The organism is Pantoea sp. BJ2 (assembly GCF_040255075.1).
Classification (GTDB): Bacteria; Pseudomonadota; Gammaproteobacteria; order Enterobacterales; family Enterobacteriaceae; genus Pantoea; species Pantoea leporis.
Map to the genome: position 1 here is coordinate 2,589,199 of NZ_CP158292.1, position 17,596 is coordinate 2,606,794.

Here is a 17,596-nt window from a genome sequence, read left to right on the forward strand (position 1 = left end):
TCTTATGCCTTAGTTGTAAGTGTCTACCATGTCCCCGAACAAGTGTTCACCATGTCCCCGGACTGTACACCGCCTGCGGGAGAGCGTTGGTGTGAAGGCAAACTTACTTTGCCGCTTTGCCACGCCAATCACAGACAAATCCCCCATTAACTGGTTGAATCTCTGGCTTTGATTCCGCGCTGGTAATTTCCCCTTTGCCGCGCCAGGATACTGTTTTCGTCTGAAGAGTGAGTGACGCAATGTTCAAATGGCCGTGGCATGCGCAAATAGAGACTTCAGTACTGGCGCTGCCCTGGCAACAGGCGCTGGCGCAGCCGATCTTTTCACTGCTCGATCCTGATGAAAAAACCGCGCTGGTTACGCTGGCGCAACGCTTCCTGCAGCAGAAAAAAATCTCGCCTCTGCAAGGCCTGCAACTCGATGAACTGTTACTGACGCGTCTGGCGCTGCTGTTCTGTTTGCCAGTGTTGAAGCTCGGTCTCGAATGGCTTGATGGCTTTCATGAAGTGCTGATCTATCCTGAACCTTTCAATGTCGACGATCGCTGGGAAGATGATAACGGCCTGGTGCATCACGCGCCGGCGGTGCACGCTGGACAAAGCTGGACGCAAGGTCCGGTGGTGCTGAATGCGCTGGATATTCAGGATTCGCTCGATCTCTCCGGCTTTAACCTGGTGATCCACGAAGTGGCGCATAAACTTGATGCGCGCGGCAGCGGCTATACCAGCGGCATTCCGGTGATGGCGCTGCGCGATGTCGCCAGCTGGGAGAAAGATCTGCTGCAGGCAATGGCGGAGATTGAAGCGGAAGTTGAGTTAGTCGGTGAACAGGCGGCGACCATCGATCCTTACGCCGCCAGCGATGCGGCTGAATGTTTTGCGGTGCTGTCGGAGTATTTCTTCAGCGCACCGGATTTACTGGCTAACCGTTTCCCGGCGATGTATCGCCATCTGCAGCAGTTCTATCGTCAGGATCCCCTGGCGCGACTGGCGATGCTAACAGCAGAACCTGCTTAAATCGCGATCGCTTTGTACTAATGCTAGCCAGTTGAATACAAATGTGTTTTAAGCTGTTGACACCTGCAAGGGGCGCCATTAATATTCGCCTCGTTCACACGATTCCTCTGTAGTTCAGTCGGTAGAACGGCGGACTGTTAATCCGTATGTCACTGGTTCGAGTCCAGTCAGAGGAGCCATATTTAGAGAAGCCCGCTTAGGAAACTAAGCGGGCTTTTTGCTTTTACACTTCCGTCCAGCCGCGCAGCAGGTTGTGATACATGTTCAGCAGCGACAACAGCTCTGGGCTATCACCGTGACGCGCTTTGAGGCTTTGAATATTGCGATCCAGCTCGAACAGCATGGCGCGCTGTTTATCATCGCGTACCATCGATTGAATCCACAGGAAAGAAGCGACGCGCGCACCTTGGGTAACCGGCGTGACGCAATGCAGGCTGCTCGACGGATACAGCACCAGATGGCCCGCTGGCAGCTTCACCTTGTGCTGACCATACGTGTCTTCAATCACCAACTCGCCACCTTGGTAGCTTTCAGGTTCGCTGAGGAACAGCGTGGCGGAGAGATCGGTTCGCATCCAGCCCGCCGCGCCGTTATGGCGTACCGCGCCATCGACATGAAAACCGTAGGTTTCGCCCTGCTCATAACGGTTAAACAGCGGCGTGGAAATCGATCGTGGTAATGCAGCGGAAAAGAACAGCGGGTTGTTGTTCAGCGCCTGCATCACCGCGGTTTGCAGCTGATCGTACAGTGGCGTGCGGGTATCGATCTGCTGATTGTTTTTCACCGTCGCGCCCTGGCTGCCGACCGTCGCCCTTCCGTCGATCCATTCGGCCTGTTGCAGCAGCGTGCTAAAACTCGCTACCTCTTCCGGCGTCAGTACAGCAGGAATGTGATACATCATCGCGTTGTTCTCTCAAAAATTGTGGGGCGCGCACGCCCCACGACGTTAACTTAGAAATGCACGTTTGCCGTCAGTAGGAAAGTCCGTGGCTCGCCTGGATGGTAGCGATAACCGCTCTTATTGATTGACGCAACATAGTTGGTATCAAACAGGTTGTACACGTTGAGCTGCAGATCGAGGTTGTTGTTCACCTTGTAGCCCAATTTGGCATCGGCGACCCAATAACCTTCGGTGTGATCCGGCGTACCGACCGCACCATCGCTGCCGCGACGCAGGCTGCCCACATAACGCGCACCGGCACCGACTGAAATCGCATCGGTTGCCTGATAGTTGGTCCACAATGTAAAGGCGTGCTTCGGCGTGTAAGCCAGCGCAGAAGATCCATCCTGCGATACGCTATCCCCTTCGGTCACTGACGCATGCTGCAGGGTATAGCCGGCGATCACTTCCCAATCTGGCGTGATGTTGCCAGTGGCTGAGAGCTCATAACCTTCCACACGTTTTTTACCGGCTTGCGAATAGGTGCCGTCGTCATTAGCGGTGACTTCATTTTCAATATCGGTACGGAACAGCGCTGCATTCAGCAACAGACGTTTATCCAGCACCTGCCATTTGGTGCCCACTTCGCTGGACTTGGCTTTCTGCGGTTTGAAGTCAGTGCGGTTGGCGCTGTTGCCGGTGCCGCCCGCGGCCAGTGCAAAGCTGCTGCCACCTGGCGGTTGCTGAGAAATGGCATAGTTAACATAGACGTTGCCCTGCTCGGTCAGACGATAAAGCGCACCGGCTTTCCAGTTCACCAGATTGCCCGATTTTGCGGTATCCACGGTGGTAACCGGCGTATTGCGCGGCACGCCAGCTGGGCACGTCAACGCACCGCGTCCGGTGCCGCCACAGGCGGTCGCGCTGTCATACTCGGTGTGATAGTTATCGAGACGAATGCCGCCGTTCAGCTCAAAACTTTTGGTAATGGCGAGCGTATCAAAGGCGTAAATGCCTGCGGTATCGGTTTGCCCGTTAGCATTGGCACCATTCCTGTCCAATCCACCCACCGAAATGCTGCTGATAGGATGGTAGATATTAACCGATGGCGGCGTAATCGCATTGACGCCGTAGTTGGTTTGATTTTCACGCGTAAACTCCACGCCCGCGCTGACATCGTGCCCAACCGAACCGGTGTAAAACTTCGAGGTGATGTTGGTTTGGTTGGAGAGAATGCGGTTGCTGATGTCTTTGGTGTTCGCCAGGCGCGACCAGCTCCAGCTATTCACATCGTTCCGGTTCGGGGCAGTGATATTGGTGGCGCCGCCCATCACTGCCGTCAGCAGATATTCCTGCTTCACGCGTGACCAACGCGTGGTGTTGCGGATGGTGGTGCTGTCGTTAATATCGTGCTCGAAGCGTATGGTGGCGCTGTCGGTGGTCGATTTATCAAAGTCAGAATCGGTGCCGTAATAGTTACTGGTCGCGACTTTGCCAGAATTGTTCAGTGCCGATGTCGCCGCATTTGGCGCCGAATAGCCCGGCAGGCCAATGGTTGGAATGCCGCCATCGGGCGTATTGTTTTGCTGCACATGCAGATAGTTGAGGTACAAGCGCGTTGCAGTATCCAGACCCAACGCCAGCGATGGCGCAACGCCATAACGCTCGTTCTGCACGTTATCACGCGCCGCATCGTGAGTTTTCTCACCCATCAGATTGAGGCGGAACGCGGCGTTGTCGTTAATCGCCTGGTTGTAATCCAGCGTGCCGCGACGCATCCACGCGCTGCCAACGCTGACTGAGGCGTCGAGCCCGGTATCGAGGCGCGGCTGTTTGCTGATCATATTGATCGAACCTGACGGCGCGCTGCGTCCGTAATCGGTGCCCGATGGCCCTTTAATCACTTCAACCTGCTGAGTGTTGAAGGTATCGCGCGTCACGCTACCAATATCGCGAATACCATCAACGTAAATGCTGTTGGAGGTATCAATGCCACGCATATACACCGCATCACCGGTAGTAGAACTGCCGTTTTCCCCCGCATAGAACGCGCCCACGCCCGGCACGTTTTTCAGCGCGTCGGTAAGATTGGTTACGCCCTGATCTTTAATCACCTGATCCGGAATCACCGTCATGGTGCGGGTGGTATCCACCAGCGGACGATTGAATTTCGGATCGGCAGATGCGTTGGGGGCATACAGCGATGGCGTATGCGCTTCAACCACTAAGGTATCGTCAGATTTTTTGTTGGCATTTTCTGCCGCTAATGCGGCAGCAGGAGAAATACCAATGCAAAGCCCGGTGAACAGGGTCAACGAATTGAAGCTGCCAAACGGCAGGGTGCGATTTTTATCCATTTTTAAGGGAGTGAGTTTCTTGTAATGATTGACGCGCACATCACATCAGCGGATGCCCTGGCGCAGAAGCATTCCGGCGGCAAGGCGTTGAGCTGGCGTGACACCTAAATGATAACGCCAATGGTTATCATTTACTTTTCTATCTTACACGCGCGCCGCGAGTTAGGAATACATTTCTTTACGAGAAAATTACGGAATCAAGACAATTGATAGAGAGTGTAAAAATCTGATGAATTTTTTTGAACGAAGGGTCAAATTTCAGGCATAAAAAAACCCGCTGGCTAGAGCGGGTTCTTTATTCAACAGCGCACAGCTCATTCCAGTAGCTGTAGCGGATGACATGGTGCAGGCGCTCATCTCTCATAGTAACGATACACCGAAGGATGGAACTCAACACCGTACAGCTGGCTGATGGGAATCAGCAGGTCGATATGATTACTGAGATCGAATTCGCGCTCTTCTGCGGGTCCAGTCTCGCCATTGATCAGTTGGTTAAACCACTGCTGCAAGAGGTGTTTCATTGTCAGCTTCTCCACAAATGATTGACGCTGACAGTAAACCGTATTCTCTCCTATAACCAAACCGATTAGTTGTGCGCTTCATTGCCAATTAATGCATATACGTAGAGCCCACAATGGGCACCAGCCAATGCCCTATCCCCTGCTCTTCGCCATCATCTTGCGGTAATTGTTCAGCCATTTGCCGCTGTTGAGTCGCCACCAGAAAAATACGCCGCGCACCGTCCAGTCGAGGAACATGCCGAGCCACACGCCTATCACGCCCATTCCCAACACAATCCCAAGGAAATAACCTGCTACGACGCGGGCGCCCCACATGCTAAACATTGACACATACATGGTGTAACGCGCATCGCGCGCGCCTTTCAGGCTGGCGGGCAGCACCCATGAAGCGGTCCAGATCGGCATAAAGGCGGCATTCAGCCAAATTAAATGCTTAGTAACTGAAATGACTTCCGGATCGCGGCTGTAAAACTGCGCGAGTGTTCCGGCGAGCGGCACGGTGATCAGCGCCAGCGAACACAATCCAATCATCGCCAGCCAGAACACGTGTTTGATTTGGCGTTCAGCCTGCATCACCTGATTCAGTCCCAACCTGCGGCCGGTAATAATGGTCGACGCCGATCCCAACGCGTTACCCGGCAGGTTAATCAGCGAAGCAATCGAGAAGGCGATAAAGTTACCGGCGATCTCATTGGTACCCATGCCAGCGACAAAAATCTGCGTGAGCAGCTTACCGCCGTTAAACAGTACCGATTCAATACTGGCGGGCACGCCAATGCCCAACACTTCCATCAGAATATTGCGATCCCAGCGCCGGAAATAGCTGGCGATGGAGATTTTCAGGGCTGGCGTAATGCCGCGATACAGCACGTAAATCGCCGCCGCCGCACCGATGTAGCGCGAAATGGTCAAGCCCAATCCGGCACCAACAAAGCCCAGCCCTTCCCAACCGAGGCAGCCGTAAATCAGCACGCTACTGATCACGATGTTGAGAATGTTCATGCCGCCGTTGATCAGCATCGGGATTTTAGTATTGCCCGCGCCACGCAGCGCGCCGCTGCCAATCAGCGCAATTGCCGCTGCGGGATAGCTCCACGCCGAAGTTTGCAGATAGCTCAGCGCCAGCTCTTTCACTTTGGGATCGGCGCTGCCGGCAATCACATCAATGATCAGATGCCCCCAAAACTCGATGGCGATCACCAGCACAAACGCCAGCGCGGTCATCAATCCCAGCGACTGTCTGGTGGCGGCTCGCGCACGTTTGCCGTTGCGTTTCGCCAGGCTGAACGCCACCACCACCGTGGTGCCGAGATCGATGGCGGCAAAGAAGGAGATGATCACCATGTTGAAGCTGTCGGCCAAACCGACGCCCGCCATCGCTTCTTTACCCAGCCAGCTCACCAAAAAGGTACTGAGGACGCCCATCAGCATCACGCAGAGGTTTTCGATAAAGATGGGCACGGCTAATGGGGTGATTTCTCGCCAGAACAACGTACGGTAAGCGCGGCGCTTGGGATACCACGCCGTGTTTCTGACCGCCCGCATCACTGCTACGCCAGGATTTTGCAAGGGATTACCAAATCACTTTGGAGAGGAAGAAGAGTAATAATGATGATAGGCCACTGAGAATTATGCAAAGTGTTTCCCCTCACCATTTAATCATTATTACAAACTTTTTGTCGCCACCACCGCAGGATCGGCTGCGCCGCCCAAATAGGCGCTGCGCACGTCGTCATTATTGAGCAGCTCTGCGCCGCTGCCGCTCAGGCGAATCTCACCGTTCACCATCACATAGCCGCGATCCGCAAGTTGCAATGCATGGCGGGCATTCTGCTCCACCAGAAACAGCGTCATGCCTTGCTGGGTCAACTCGCGCAGAATGCCAAAGATCTGCTTCACCACAATCGGCGCGAGGCCAAGACTGGGTTCGTCGAGCAGCAACAGCTTAGGTCGACTCATCAGCGCGCGGGCAATCGCCAGCATCTGCTGCTCGCCGCCCGAGAGCGTCATGGCGCGCTGCTTACGCCGCTCCAGCAGACGCGGGAACAGCTGATACATGCGATCTTTGTCCTCTTTAACAAAACGTTCGCCGATAGCGATGGTGCCCATCAGCAGGTTCTCTTCCACCGTCATATCAGGAAAGATGCGTCGTCCTTCCGGGGCCTGCGCAATGCCGCTGGCCGCGATAAAGTGCGTCGAACGCTGGCTGATCGCTTCGCCGCGCAAGCGGATCTCGCCGCTGGCAATGCGCGGCTGACCAAAGATCGACATCAGCAGCGTGGATTTTCCCGCGCCGTTAGCGCCAATCAGCGCCACGGTTTCGCCCTGATTCACCGTCAACGACACCTGTTTCAACGCCTGCAAAGGACCGTAAAACACATCGACTTGCTCAAAAGCCAGCATCGGTTCAGCCATGATCGCTCTCCTCTTCTGCGCCGAGATAGGCGGCAATCACTTTGGGATCGTGACGAATTTGCTGCGGCGTGCCCTGGGCAATCACATCGCCATGATCGAGCACTACGATGTGATCGGAAATGCGCATCACCATTGGCATGTCGTGTTCAATCAGCAACACGCTGATGCGATGGTCGGCGCGCAGACGATGCAAAATCGCGCTCAACGCCTCCGTTTCCACCGGATTCAGCCCAGCCGCCGGTTCATCCAGACAAATCAGTTCCGGTCGCGTACACATGGCGCGCGCGATCTCCAGCCGCCGTTGCTGACCGTAAGAGAGCGTGCCCGCCAGGCGGTTGGCGCTGGCGACCAAATCGACGTTTTCCAGCCAGTAAAAAGCGCGATCCAGCGCGCGATTTTCTGCTTCGCGGTAGCCGCGCGTGTTCAGCACGCCCGCCAGCAGCTGACGATTGACCTGCATATGCTGTGCCACCAGCAGATTCTCAATCACCGACATTTCGCGGAACAGCCGGATATTTTGAAAGGTACGCGCCAGCCCGGCGCGGTTCACCAAATGCGCGCCGCCAAACATCTTGTACCAGAGCCGCGAGCCGAGCCGTGTAGGATTGATCCAGTCACCTGCGTGAATTTTTTGCCCCAGCACCTGAATCACATCGGTGCTGCACTGATTGGCGTTGAGCACAATGCGTCCGCCGGTGGCGCGATAAAAACCGGTCAGGCAGTTGAACACCGTGGTTTTACCGGCACCGTTAGGACCAATTAATGAGGTCACCGAACCGCGCTCCACCGCCAGGCTGACGTCATTCAGCGCCTTGATGCCGCCAAAGCGCATCATCAGGTTGTCCACTTGCAGGATGGCATCACTCATGGCGCACTCCTTTTCGCAGCGGCACGCCAACGCGTGCGGTGCGCACCAGCCCACGTGGCCGCCAGATCATCATCAGCACCATTAGCATGCCGAACAGCAGCACGCGGTATTCGGCAAAGCTGCGCAGCAGTTCCGGTGCCACCGTCAGCACAAACGCTGCCAGCACCACGCCGAGCGTCGATCCCATCCCACCGAGCACCACAATGGCGAGAATCAGCGCCGACTCAAAAAAGGTAAACGAGGTGGGATTAACGAAGCCCTGATAGCTGGCGAAAAACACCCCGGCGATGCCCGCCGTTGACGCGCCCAACATAAAGGCTGAAAGCTTCACCAACACATGGTTAAGCCCCATCGCGCGGCAGGCAATCTCATCTTCACGCAGCGCTTCCCAGGCGCGGCCAATCGGCATACGCGTCAGGCGATGCTTGATCCACAGCACCAGCAACACCACCAGAACCAGCACAACATAGATAAAGATAAATTTCATATTCGGGTTGTAAGTGACGTGCAGAAACTCGTGATACGGCACGCCGCCATCGCGCGCGCGGCGGGCAAACTCGAGGCCAAAGAAGGTCGGCGACGGCACGGAAACCCCGTTCGGGCCGCCGGTAAAGGCGACCCAATTGGTCAGCACCAGACGAATGATTTCACCAAAGCCGAGCGTAACGATCGCCAGATAATCGCCGTGCATGCGCAGCACCGGGAACCCGAGCAGCGCGCCAGCAAAAGCTGCCAGCAGCGCCGCCAGCGGCAGCATGCTCCAGAAACCCAATCCGAGATATTGATAGCCAAGCGCCAGGCCGTACGCTCCGATGGCATAAAAAGCCACGTAGCCGAGATCGAGTAATCCGGCGAGCCCGACCACAATATTCAAGCCCAGCCCGAGCAGCACATAAATCAGGCCGAGAATCGCCACCGTCAGCAGATATTTGCTGGAGAGAAACGGAAAGGCCAGCGCCACGATCAGCAGCAGCGGCAATATCCAGCGCAAACGCGAACGATAGCCGGGCTCGCGCACGTAAACCCCGTCATCGCTGCTGGCAAACTTGCGCATGATGCGCTGACCAACAGGCGCGTGCAGAAACAAACTGAACAGCAAACGCCCCGCCATCACCACCGCCACCAGCAGCGCCACGCGCTGTGGCGACAGTTTGAAGCTGTAACCGTCGAGCACCACGCCAACAATCGGACCAAATACCACCAGCGCCACTAACCCCGCCAGCAGCGTATCGAGCAGCGCCTGGCGCACAGGATTTTGCGTCATTGCATTCATCGGGGCTTCCTCACACTTTAGCGACCAGCGGACGTCCCAGCAGTCCTTGCGGGCGGAAGATCAAAATCACCACCAGCAGCGAAAACGAGAACACATCTTTGTAGTCAGAATTCACCATCCCGGCGAACTGCGCTTCCGCGACGCCCAGCAATAATCCGCCAAGCATCGCGCCCGGCAGTGAACCGATGCCGCCGAGCACTGCGGCGGTGAACGCTTTGATGCCAATAATAAATCCGGCGTAAAAATCAAAGGTGCCGTAATTCATGGTCACCAGCACGCCGGCCAATCCCGCCATCGCCGCACCAATCACAAACACCAGCGAGATAACGCGATCGGTATTGATGCCGAGAATGGAAGCCATGCGTCGATCCTGCTGCACTGCACGGCAGATACGCCCGAGTTTGGTGTACTGGATAATCCAGGTCAGCAGCGCCATGCCGCAAAACGCCGCGATCAGGATGAAGATTTTGGTCCAGGTGATTTGCACCACGCCACCATCAAATTCCATGCGCAACACGCCGGTCAGCAACGTCGGAATGCCCTGCTGATTTGGCCCCTGACTGAGCTGCACATAGTTCTGCAAAATCAGTGACATGCCAATTGCTGAAATCAGCGGCGCAAGGCGCGTCGAGTTGCGCAGCGGTCGATAGGCGATGCGCTCAATCGCCCAGCCGTAAGCCGAGGTGACGATAATGGTGAAGATTAAGGTGCCGAATATCAGTAGCGGGAAGGAGTGAATGCCAAAAAAGCTGAGTAACGATAAGCCAATGGCACACAGATAGGCGGAGATCATATACACCTCGCCGTGGGCGAAGTTGATCATGCCGATAATGCCGTAAACCATGGTGTAACCGATGGCGATCAGGCCATACACGGCACCGAGCGTTAAACCGTTGATCAGCTGCTGTAAGAAAAAGGCGTCCATAATGTCGTCTCGTACTCAATGGGAGCGCACACCTCGCGCGCAATCGCGAATGGCCCCGCACTGTACGGGGCCGCGTGGCACATTACAGCTGGTGATACTTGCCTTTGTCGTCCCATTGATACACGACGTAATCCGACACCTTGAGATCGCCTTTACTGTCCCAGGCTTTTTTGCCCATGACGGTATCGACGCTGTTGGCTTTCAGCCAGTCGCTGGCCTTGGCGTTGTCTTTACCGGCTGCTTTGTAAGCGGCGGCCAGCGTCTGCACGGAGGCGTAGGCATACAAGGTATAACCTTCTGGCTCAAATCCGCCGGCGCGGAATTTGTCGATGACCGCTTTGCCATCGGCGATAGTGCGCGGATCGTTGCCGAAGGTCATGTAGACGCCTTTGGTGTATTGCGGGCCGCCTGCTGCCGTCACCATCTCTTCCGTCACAATGCAGTCACCGGAGAAGAAAGCCGCATTAACGCCCTGCTCACGCATCTGACGCACCAGCGGACCGGCTTCCGGATGACAGCCGCCGAAATAGACCACGTCCGGTTTCAGCGCGCCGATCTTGGTTACCAGCGCATTAAAATCTTTCTCACCGCGCGACAACCCTTCATACAGCACTTCTTTTACGCCGCGCTTCTCAAGTGAGGCTTTGGTGGCATCCGCCAAACCCTGGCCGTAAGTGTCTTTGTCATGAATGATGACCACTTTCTTCGCTTTCAGCTTGTCGATGATGTAATCCGCGGCGATGGCGCCTTGCTGGTCATCACGACCACACATGCGGAATAGGGTTTTCATGCCGCGTTCGGTAATTTTTGGGTTGGTGGATCCGGGCGTGATCGCTAAAACGCCGGCCTCATCATAGACTTCCGAGGCGGGCATGGTGGATGAGGAGCAGAAGTGGCCGACCACCGCCATCACTTTATCCTGATCGACCAGTCGGTTAGCGACGGATACCGCCTGCTTCGGTTCACACGCGTCGTCGCCCTGCACCAGCACGATTTTCTCGCCGTTGATGCCGCCTGCCGCATTGATATCCTCCGCGGCCTGGCTTGCGCCTTTCCAGTATTGCGCGCCGTACGTCGCATTAGGCCCTGAGAACGGACCCGCCACACCAATTTTAATATCTGCCTGAGCGTAAAAGGCCACGCTTAAACAACCTGCAATCGCCACCTTCATTGGGTGTTTTATGAATTTCAAAGACATGCTTTCAATCCTCAACGGGTCAGGAACGGAGCCATACCACGGCCTGGGAGAAATCAATTTCTGAAACTTCGGCAGAACAGAGTGCGGCCTCCAACACCTGAAGAGTCGCCATTTATGGCAACCTGCTTTAAGAACCGGATGGATTCATTAAGGCCACGGTTGAAAACTAAGCAATAAGCTCGCCAATACCGCGAAGGTGGACGATTTATTACTCGGGCATCGCTCCAGAACAGGAGACACGCGATGTAACATCCCTGCTGATCATAAACATAGCCGCGGTTACGCCACGCACCAGCACCGTGATGGTGCAGAATGCGGTCGATCACAGATTCTTCATCGTAGCGAAGGGTTTATCCGCTATGCTCTGGTGAAAACGGTCCATGTTTCTGAAGGAGAACCCATGAATACACAACGGAACGGATTGAGCAGCCAGCAAGCGCTGGACGAACTAGAACGCCTGTACGACGCAGCCGTTGACGCGCTGCGCAACGCCATTCGCGATTTTACCGCCACCGGACAGTTGCCGGATGAGGCCGCGCGTCAGCAAGGGCTGTTTGTTTATCCGCAGCTGCGCATCACCTGGCTGGGTGAAGGTCCGCAGCAAAATCGCACCCGCGCGTGGGGACGTTTTACCCATACCGGCAGCTACAGCACCACCATCACGCGCCCGGCGCTGCTGCGCCACTATCTCAGCGAGCAGCTGCAGATGCTGGAGAAGGAGTACGACGTGCTGATTGAGGTCGCGCCTTCACAGCAGGAAATTCCTTATCCTTATGTGATTGACGGCTTGTCACTGGACCGCTCAATGAGCGCCAGCATCGCACGCCATTTCCCCACCACCGAACTGTCGCAAATCGGTGATGAAACCGCCGACGGCCTGTTCCACGCCAATGCGATTTTCCCGCTGTCGCACTTTGACGCCCTGCGCACCGATTTCTCACTGGCACGCCTGCGCCACTACACCGGCACGAGCGTAGAGCACTTTCAGCCGTTCGTGCTGTTTACCAACTACACGCGCTACGTCGATGAGTTCGTGCGCTGGGCGATTGAGCAGGTGCAGGATCCCACCACGCCTTACGACAGCCTGGCCTGCGCCGGTGAAGTGGTGATCACCGCCGATACGCAAGACCCGACGGCGATGATGTCCGATCTGGCGTGGAAGAAGCACCAAATGCCGGCATGGCACCTGACTTCACCGAATCGTCGCGGCATTACGCTGGTGAACATCGGCGTGGGCCCATCCAATGCCAAAACCATCTGTGACCACCTGGCGGTGATTCGTCCGCACGCCTGGCTGATGATTGGCCACTGCGGTGGACTGCGCGAAAGCCAGACCATCGGCGACTATGTGCTGGCGCATGCCTACCTGCGCGACGACCACGTACTGGATAGCGTACTGCCGCCAGATATCCCAATCCCGAGCATCGCCGAAGTGCAGCGCGCACTGTATGACGCCACCAAAGCGGTCAGCGGCATGCCCGGCGAAGAAGTTAAACAGCGCCTGCGCACCGGCACCGTGGTCACCACCGATGACCGTAACTGGGAGCTGCGCTACTCCGCTTCGGCGCTGCGCTTCAACCTGAGCCGCGCCGTAGCGGTTGATATGGAGAGCGCCACCATCGCCGCGCAGGGTTATCGCTTCCGCGTGCCTTACGGCACCTTGCTATGCGTATCCGATAAACCGCTGCATGGCGAGATCAAGCTACCGGGCCAGGCAAACCGCTTCTATGAGGGCGCAATCTCTGAGCACCTGCAGATTGGCATCTGCGCGGTAGAACTGCTGCGAGCTGAAGGCGACAAGCTGCATTCGAGGAAGCTGAGAACCTTTAACGAGCCGCCGTTTAGGTAATCATGATGAGTTCCGGCCCATGAAGGGCCGGAACCGTGCAGTAAAGCGCGTCATGACATTTTCAAAACGATATTCTGCACAAACCACGCCAGCACCAGAAGGCCGGTCGGTATCATGATTTTCCAGGTGATGCTGTTGTTGAAGGCAGATATTTTATCTTCCAGCTGATTGAATCTCTGATCAACTCTGTCGAACTTCTCATCAATCCTTTCAAACTTCTCATCAATCCTTTCGAACTTCTCATCTATCTTTCCAAACTTCTCATCTATCTTTTCGAACTTTTTATCGAATTTGTCTTCCATCCGCTCAAACTTTTTATCGAGACGTTGTTCAAGCGCCCCCAGCTCGCCCATAATCTCCACACGCATGACGCCCTGCTCGGCTCTGACCTTTTCGATATCCGCTTTAGTCGCAAAATGCTCTGAACGCGCAGTTAGCACAGCAACATCCATCTGAATCTGCTGCGTGGTTTTTTCCAGCTCTTCAACGCGTTTGGTGAGTTGTTCCATTTGATGATCTCCTTTGTTACCAACGTCAAAAATAAGCGGTGGGAACACACGAGTTGTATTGCTAATGGGGTAATCCATCACCGAATCCTCTTCCATCGCGCAGCTCAATCTTTCCACCACACTGTTAGTGAAACAGATTTGCGCAGCGTTAACATTCCACGATCCCGCCATTCACAGCACATTTTTTGCGGGCAGGTTTAAATAACACGCAAAGCCTGGGCTGTTTTGAGAGGGAAGGAAAGTGAGCATCAAAAAGGATTGCGAAGTGTCACGCAGAAAATAAACGAAGGGATGCAACAGCAGACACGGAAGCCCGAGCGGGCTTCCGTTAAGCAACATTTACGCGCTCAGCCAGCCCAGTTTGATAACAAACAGAATCGACAAAATGATCAGCGCCGGGTTGACCTCTTTGGTGCGGCCGCTCAGCAGTTTCACCACCGTCCAGGTGATGAAGCCGAACGCAATACCGTTGGCGATCGAGTAGGTCAGCGGCATGGTCAGCGCGGTCACGGTTACCGGCGCGGCGGTGGTGATATCTTTCCAGTCAATATCCGCCAGGCCAGACGCCATCAGCACCGCCACAAACAGCAGCGCTGGTGCGGTGGCATAAACCGGTACGCTGCCCGCCAGCGGCGAGAAGAACAGGCTCAGCAGAAACAGAATCGCCACCACAATCGCCGTCAGGCCGGTGCGGCCACCGGCGCTGACGCCGGCAGCAGATTCCACATAGCTGGTGGTGGTTGAAGTACCAAGCAGCGAGCCGAACAGCGCGGCGGCGCTATCTGCGATCAACGCACGGCCCATTTTCGGTACGTTGCCCTGCTCATCCGCCAGACCGGCGCGCTTGGTCACACCCAGCAAGGTGCCGGTGTTATCGAACACGTCCACGAACAGAAAGGCGAAGATTACGCTCACCAAACCGACGTTAAAGGCACCGGCGATATCCAGCTGCATAAAGGTTGGCGCGATAGAGGGCGGAGCGGAGAACACGCCACCAAACGGCGTCAGGCCAATGCCCATAGAAATGAAGGTCACCACCAGAATGCCGATCAGCACCGCACCGGTAACGCGACGCGCTTCCATCACCACAATGATGAAGAAGCCGAGCAGCGCCAGCAGCGGACCCGGTTTGGTCAGATCGCCCAGGCCAACCAGCGTTGCTGGGTTATCCACCACGATACCCGCGCCTTCCAGCGCGATAATCGCCAGGAACAGACCGATACCGGCACCAATACCGGCACGCAGCGGCAGCGGAATGCTGTTAATAATCCACTCACGGATTTTGAAAAGCGACATGGCAAAGAAGATCACCGCCGACAAGAACACCGCGCCCAGCGCGACTTGCCAGGTGTAACCCATATGCAGCACCACGGTATAGGTGAAGAAGGCGTTGAGGCCCATGCCCGGTGCAAGTGCAATCGGATAGTTAGCGATCAGGCCCATTAACACACAGCCAATCGCCGCCGCCAGACAGGTCGCCACGAAGACCGCACCTTTATCCATGCCGGTTGCGCCGAGAATGTTCGGGTTAACAAACAGGATGTAAGCCATTGCCAGGAAGGTGGTGATACCCGCAATGATTTCGGTGCGAACCGTGGTGTTGTGCGCTTTTAGTTTGAAGAGTTTTTCTAACATCATCATCTCTCATGAGCGGAGACGGCACGAATGCGCGCGCTCCTTGCCAATGTGGTTTACATGCTTATTGTTGTTTTGAAAGCGAAGCAAACTAGACAACAGGTTGTGAAACCTTGCGCTTTCCCCTGTCCATATAGCAATAGCTATGCCACTCCCCTACGCAATCGATTACGTTTTCATTTGCGGCTGCGGCTAAGATTATTCTGAACCAGAATGAGGCGCGATTATGGTGCATTGCACCAGCGCCGCGCAATCGTTTTCCTACCTGACGATGGTTTGGCAAAAAGAGTGCGGCACTGCACGCTTCAGCACTCTGCCAGGCGATGGCGCTCACGTTTCTGTTGCCTTAATCAGCAGGTAAAAAACATCGGGTTACACTGCTTTTAACCCTTTCGTAACAAAAGAGGCGCATCCATGAAGCCCGCGATTCTGGTGGTCGATGATGATCGTGCAGTGTGCGAATTGCTGCACGATGTGTTGAATGAACATGTATTTACCGTTTATTGCTGCCATCAGGGTAAAGATGCGCTAGCCCTGCTCACGCTACACCCGGAAATTTCACTGGTGATGCTGGATATGATGCTGCCAGACACCAACGGCTTGCTGGTGCTGCAACAGATGCAGCGGCAGCGTCCCGATCTGCTGGTGATCATGTTGACCGGCATGGGTTCGGAAGCGGATATGGTGGTGGGGCTGGAGATGGGCGCGGATGATTACATCGCCAAGCCGTTCAACCCGCGCGTGGTAGTGGCTCGGGCACGCGCGGCGCTGCGACGCTGCGGACGGCTGGCGCAGCCGGAAGCGTTAGCAGATGAAGGTTGGCAATTTAACGGCTGGCGCCTCGACGATGCGCGCTGCCAGCTGTTCAATCCGCAGCGTGAAAGCGTGCCGCTAACGCAAGGTGAATACACGCTGCTGCGCGCGCTGGTGGCGCATGCGCGCAAAGTATTAACCCGCGATCAACTGCTCGAACTGACGCACAGCGAAAGCCTTGAGGTGTTTGATCGCACTATTGATGTACTGATTATGCGGCTTCGACGCAAGATAGAAATCAATCCGCATCAACCGAGCCTGATCCGCACCATTCGCGGTCTCGGCTATGTTTTCTCCGCCGACGTGATGCGTCCGGCCTCTTCGGCACGCGAAACGCAAATCGCCTGATCCATCCAGCGCTGCATCTCGGCTAATGGCCGCGTGCCGTCCAGCGCGTTGGCGGCATGCAGATTAAAACAGGCGCAGGTGTGCGCCAGCTTCAGCGTTTCCGTCAGCGACCAGCCTTCATGGCTGGCATAGAGCACACCGGCGCAAAACGCATCGCCTGCCCCCACGCTGCCAACGATCTCTTCTGGCGCTAAGCACCACGCCGGTTGCCAGCGCTCTTCGCCGTCCGCTTGCTGGCCCCACGCGCCTTCGGGTGCGTGGATCACCACCCGCTGACGTACGCCTTGCTGCATTAGCCAGGTAGCCGCCTCGGCAAAAGCTTCGGGGGCGGCAAGCCCGTGCGGCGTGCGCAAACTGATGCCGGTGAGTGATTGCGCCTCCAGTTCGTTGATCACCAGATAATCGAGCCAGCGCAGCGCAGGCATCACCAGCGGTCGATATTCGCCCACGCGCGACACCAAATCGAGGGAGGTAAGATAGCCGCGCTGCTGCATCTGCGCCAGCAGCCGTGCGCTGCGCGTGCCGTATTCATCGTCCGGCACATCAAGGCTATCCAGCAGCAGCAAATACCCGAGATGGAAGATGCGGTGTGCAGTGAAGACGTCGGCGAAGTGCGCCAGATCGAGCTTGCCATTGGCGCCGCGCGCATGGAAGAAGGTGCGCTGGCCATCCGGCGTGGTCATCACCTGCGTCATCGCCGTGTTAATGATCGCGGTGCGCTGTACAAACTGGCGGTCGATGTGATGATCGTCAAGCAGTTGCAGGATGTAGTCGCCGTCGCTGTCCTCGCCTACTATGCCGACGCCCGCCAGCGGCAGATTCAGCTGCATGCGCGCCAGCGTAAACAGCACATTGAGCGCCGCGCCGCCGCTGCACTTCTCGCTGTGCTGAATCTCGGTTAGCCAGCCTTGTTCCGGCCAATGGCTGATGCGCTGCACGTGATCCACCAGCATGCTGCCGGCACCGATGATTCCGTTACGCACCATGCG

At 56.0% G+C, this 17,596-nt stretch carries 15 protein-coding genes and 1 tRNA gene; 4 read left to right on the forward strand and 12 right to left on the reverse strand.

All coding sequences use genetic code 11. The features are described 5' to 3' along the window. Positions 1-239: 239 nt before the first annotated feature. Both mtfA and AAF463_RS12145 read left to right on the forward strand, forming a co-directional pair. Positions 240-1,016, forward strand: coding sequence for a DgsA anti-repressor MtfA (gene mtfA / locus AAF463_RS12140; protein WP_101762794.1), 777 nt, complete (start codon positions 240-242; stop codon positions 1,014-1,016). A 103-nt stretch (positions 1,017-1,119) separates the two neighbouring features. Further along, positions 1,120-1,195, forward strand: a tRNA-Asn gene (locus AAF463_RS12145). A gap of 44 nt (positions 1,196-1,239) precedes the next feature. Here AAF463_RS12145 and ybiX read toward each other — a convergent pair. From ybiX to AAF463_RS12190, 9 genes are all read right to left on the reverse strand, one after another. Continuing rightward, positions 1,240-1,917, reverse strand: coding sequence for a PKHD-type hydroxylase YbiX (ybiX, locus tag AAF463_RS12150; protein WP_222182793.1), 678 nt, complete (start codon positions 1,915-1,917; stop codon positions 1,240-1,242). 50 nt (positions 1,918-1,967) lie between these two features. Beyond that, positions 1,968-4,253 (reverse strand): catecholate siderophore receptor Fiu, encoded by a 2,286-nt coding sequence (locus AAF463_RS12155; protein WP_350260849.1) that lies wholly within the window; start codon positions 4,251-4,253, stop codon positions 1,968-1,970. A 353-nt stretch (positions 4,254-4,606) separates the two neighbouring features. Then, positions 4,607-4,774 (reverse strand): hypothetical protein, encoded by a 168-nt coding sequence (locus AAF463_RS12160; RefSeq protein ID WP_167391193.1) that lies wholly within the window; start codon positions 4,772-4,774, stop codon positions 4,607-4,609. A 132-nt stretch (positions 4,775-4,906) separates the two neighbouring features. Further along, positions 4,907-6,319 (reverse strand): EmmdR/YeeO family multidrug/toxin efflux MATE transporter, encoded by a 1,413-nt coding sequence (locus tag AAF463_RS12165; protein WP_137386053.1) that lies wholly within the window; start codon positions 6,317-6,319, stop codon positions 4,907-4,909. 120 nt (positions 6,320-6,439) lie between these two features. Next, positions 6,440-7,189, reverse strand: coding sequence for an ABC transporter ATP-binding protein (locus AAF463_RS12170; protein ID WP_110868361.1), 750 nt, complete (start codon positions 7,187-7,189; stop codon positions 6,440-6,442). Next, complete coding sequence (locus AAF463_RS12175; RefSeq protein WP_350260850.1) at positions 7,182-8,057, reverse strand: ATP-binding cassette domain-containing protein; 876 nt, start codon at positions 8,055-8,057, stop codon at positions 7,182-7,184. Before AAF463_RS12175 ends, AAF463_RS12170 begins: the two co-directional genes overlap by 8 nt. After that, a complete protein-coding gene (livM, locus tag AAF463_RS12180) occupies positions 8,050-9,330 on the reverse strand; it encodes a high-affinity branched-chain amino acid ABC transporter permease LivM (RefSeq protein WP_101762800.1) in 1,281 nt (426 codons plus the stop codon). The genes AAF463_RS12175 and livM overlap by 8 nt, the downstream gene beginning before the upstream one ends. Positions 9,331-9,340: 10 nt before the next feature. Next, positions 9,341-10,255, reverse strand: coding sequence for a branched-chain amino acid ABC transporter permease (locus AAF463_RS12185; RefSeq protein WP_008105462.1), 915 nt, complete (start codon positions 10,253-10,255; stop codon positions 9,341-9,343). An 82-nt stretch (positions 10,256-10,337) separates the two neighbouring features. Continuing rightward, positions 10,338-11,453 (reverse strand): branched-chain amino acid ABC transporter substrate-binding protein, encoded by a 1,116-nt coding sequence (locus AAF463_RS12190; RefSeq protein ID WP_309834126.1) that lies wholly within the window; start codon positions 11,451-11,453, stop codon positions 10,338-10,340. A 400-nt stretch (positions 11,454-11,853) separates the two neighbouring features. Between AAF463_RS12190 and AAF463_RS12195 the strand changes: the two genes are divergently transcribed. Continuing rightward, positions 11,854-13,302, forward strand: a complete 1,449-nt coding sequence (locus tag AAF463_RS12195; protein ID WP_110868358.1) for an AMP nucleosidase — start codon at positions 11,854-11,856, stop codon at positions 13,300-13,302. 50 nt (positions 13,303-13,352) lie between these two features. Here the strand turns inward: AAF463_RS12195 and AAF463_RS12200 are convergent, their stop codons facing one another. Both AAF463_RS12200 and AAF463_RS12205 read right to left on the reverse strand, forming a co-directional pair. Next, complete coding sequence (locus AAF463_RS12200) at positions 13,353-13,889, reverse strand: DUF4164 family protein (RefSeq protein ID WP_255610241.1); 537 nt, start codon at positions 13,887-13,889, stop codon at positions 13,353-13,355. A 261-nt stretch (positions 13,890-14,150) separates the two neighbouring features. Further along, positions 14,151-15,449: an NCS2 family permease gene (locus AAF463_RS12205; protein WP_350260851.1), complete on the reverse strand. Its 1,299-nt coding sequence runs from the start codon at positions 15,447-15,449 to the stop codon at positions 14,151-14,153. Positions 15,450-15,860: 411 nt separating this feature from the next. On the opposite strand from AAF463_RS12205, the gene AAF463_RS12210 reads away from it, so the two are divergent. Next, the gene (locus tag AAF463_RS12210) at positions 15,861-16,607 is read left to right on the forward strand and encodes a response regulator transcription factor (protein ID WP_101762804.1); all 747 of its coding nucleotides are present in this window, start codon (positions 15,861-15,863) and stop codon (positions 16,605-16,607) included. Here the strand turns inward: AAF463_RS12210 and AAF463_RS12215 are convergent. Beyond that, on the reverse strand, positions 16,544-17,593 hold the full coding sequence (locus AAF463_RS12215; protein ID WP_350260852.1) for a carbohydrate kinase family protein: 1,050 nt from the start codon (positions 17,591-17,593) through the stop codon (positions 16,544-16,546). The genes AAF463_RS12210 and AAF463_RS12215 overlap by 64 nt on opposite strands. Between the last annotated feature and the right edge of the window lie 3 nt (positions 17,594-17,596).

What these genes read in the sequence shown, in the direction of transcription:
- mtfA (WP_101762794.1), top strand. Translation starts at nt 240, where the DNA reads ATGTTCAAATGGCCGTGGCATGCGCAAATAGAGACTTCAGTACTGGCG.
- ybiX (WP_222182793.1), bottom strand. Translation starts at nt 1,917, where the DNA reads ATGATGTATCACATTCCTGCTGTACTGACGCCGGAAGAGGTAGCGAGT.
- AAF463_RS12155 (WP_350260849.1), bottom strand. Translation starts at nt 4,253, where the DNA reads ATGGATAAAAATCGCACCCTGCCGTTTGGCAGCTTCAATTCGTTGACC.
- AAF463_RS12160 (WP_167391193.1), bottom strand. Translation starts at nt 4,774, where the DNA reads ATGAAACACCTCTTGCAGCAGTGGTTTAACCAACTGATCAATGGCGAG.
- AAF463_RS12165 (WP_137386053.1), bottom strand. Translation starts at nt 6,319, where the DNA reads ATGCGGGCGGTCAGAAACACGGCGTGGTATCCCAAGCGCCGCGCTTAC.
- AAF463_RS12170 (WP_110868361.1), bottom strand. Translation starts at nt 7,189, where the DNA reads ATGGCTGAACCGATGCTGGCTTTTGAGCAAGTCGATGTGTTTTACGGT.
- AAF463_RS12175 (WP_350260850.1), bottom strand. Translation starts at nt 8,057, where the DNA reads ATGAGTGATGCCATCCTGCAAGTGGACAACCTGATGATGCGCTTTGGC.
- livM (WP_101762800.1), bottom strand. Translation starts at nt 9,330, where the DNA reads ATGAATGCAATGACGCAAAATCCTGTGCGCCAGGCGCTGCTCGATACG.
- AAF463_RS12185 (WP_008105462.1), bottom strand. Translation starts at nt 10,255, where the DNA reads ATGGACGCCTTTTTCTTACAGCAGCTGATCAACGGTTTAACGCTCGGT.
- AAF463_RS12190 (WP_309834126.1), bottom strand. Translation starts at nt 11,453, where the DNA reads ATGTCTTTGAAATTCATAAAACACCCAATGAAGGTGGCGATTGCAGGT.
- AAF463_RS12195 (WP_110868358.1), top strand. Translation starts at nt 11,854, where the DNA reads ATGAATACACAACGGAACGGATTGAGCAGCCAGCAAGCGCTGGACGAA.
- AAF463_RS12200 (WP_255610241.1), bottom strand. Translation starts at nt 13,889, where the DNA reads ATGGATTACCCCATTAGCAATACAACTCGTGTGTTCCCACCGCTTATT.
- AAF463_RS12205 (WP_350260851.1), bottom strand. Translation starts at nt 15,449, where the DNA reads ATGATGTTAGAAAAACTCTTCAAACTAAAAGCGCACAACACCACGGTT.
- AAF463_RS12210 (WP_101762804.1), top strand. Translation starts at nt 15,861, where the DNA reads ATGAAGCCCGCGATTCTGGTGGTCGATGATGATCGTGCAGTGTGCGAA.
- AAF463_RS12215 (WP_350260852.1), bottom strand. Translation starts at nt 17,593, where the DNA reads ATGGTGCGTAACGGAATCATCGGTGCCGGCAGCATGCTGGTGGATCAC.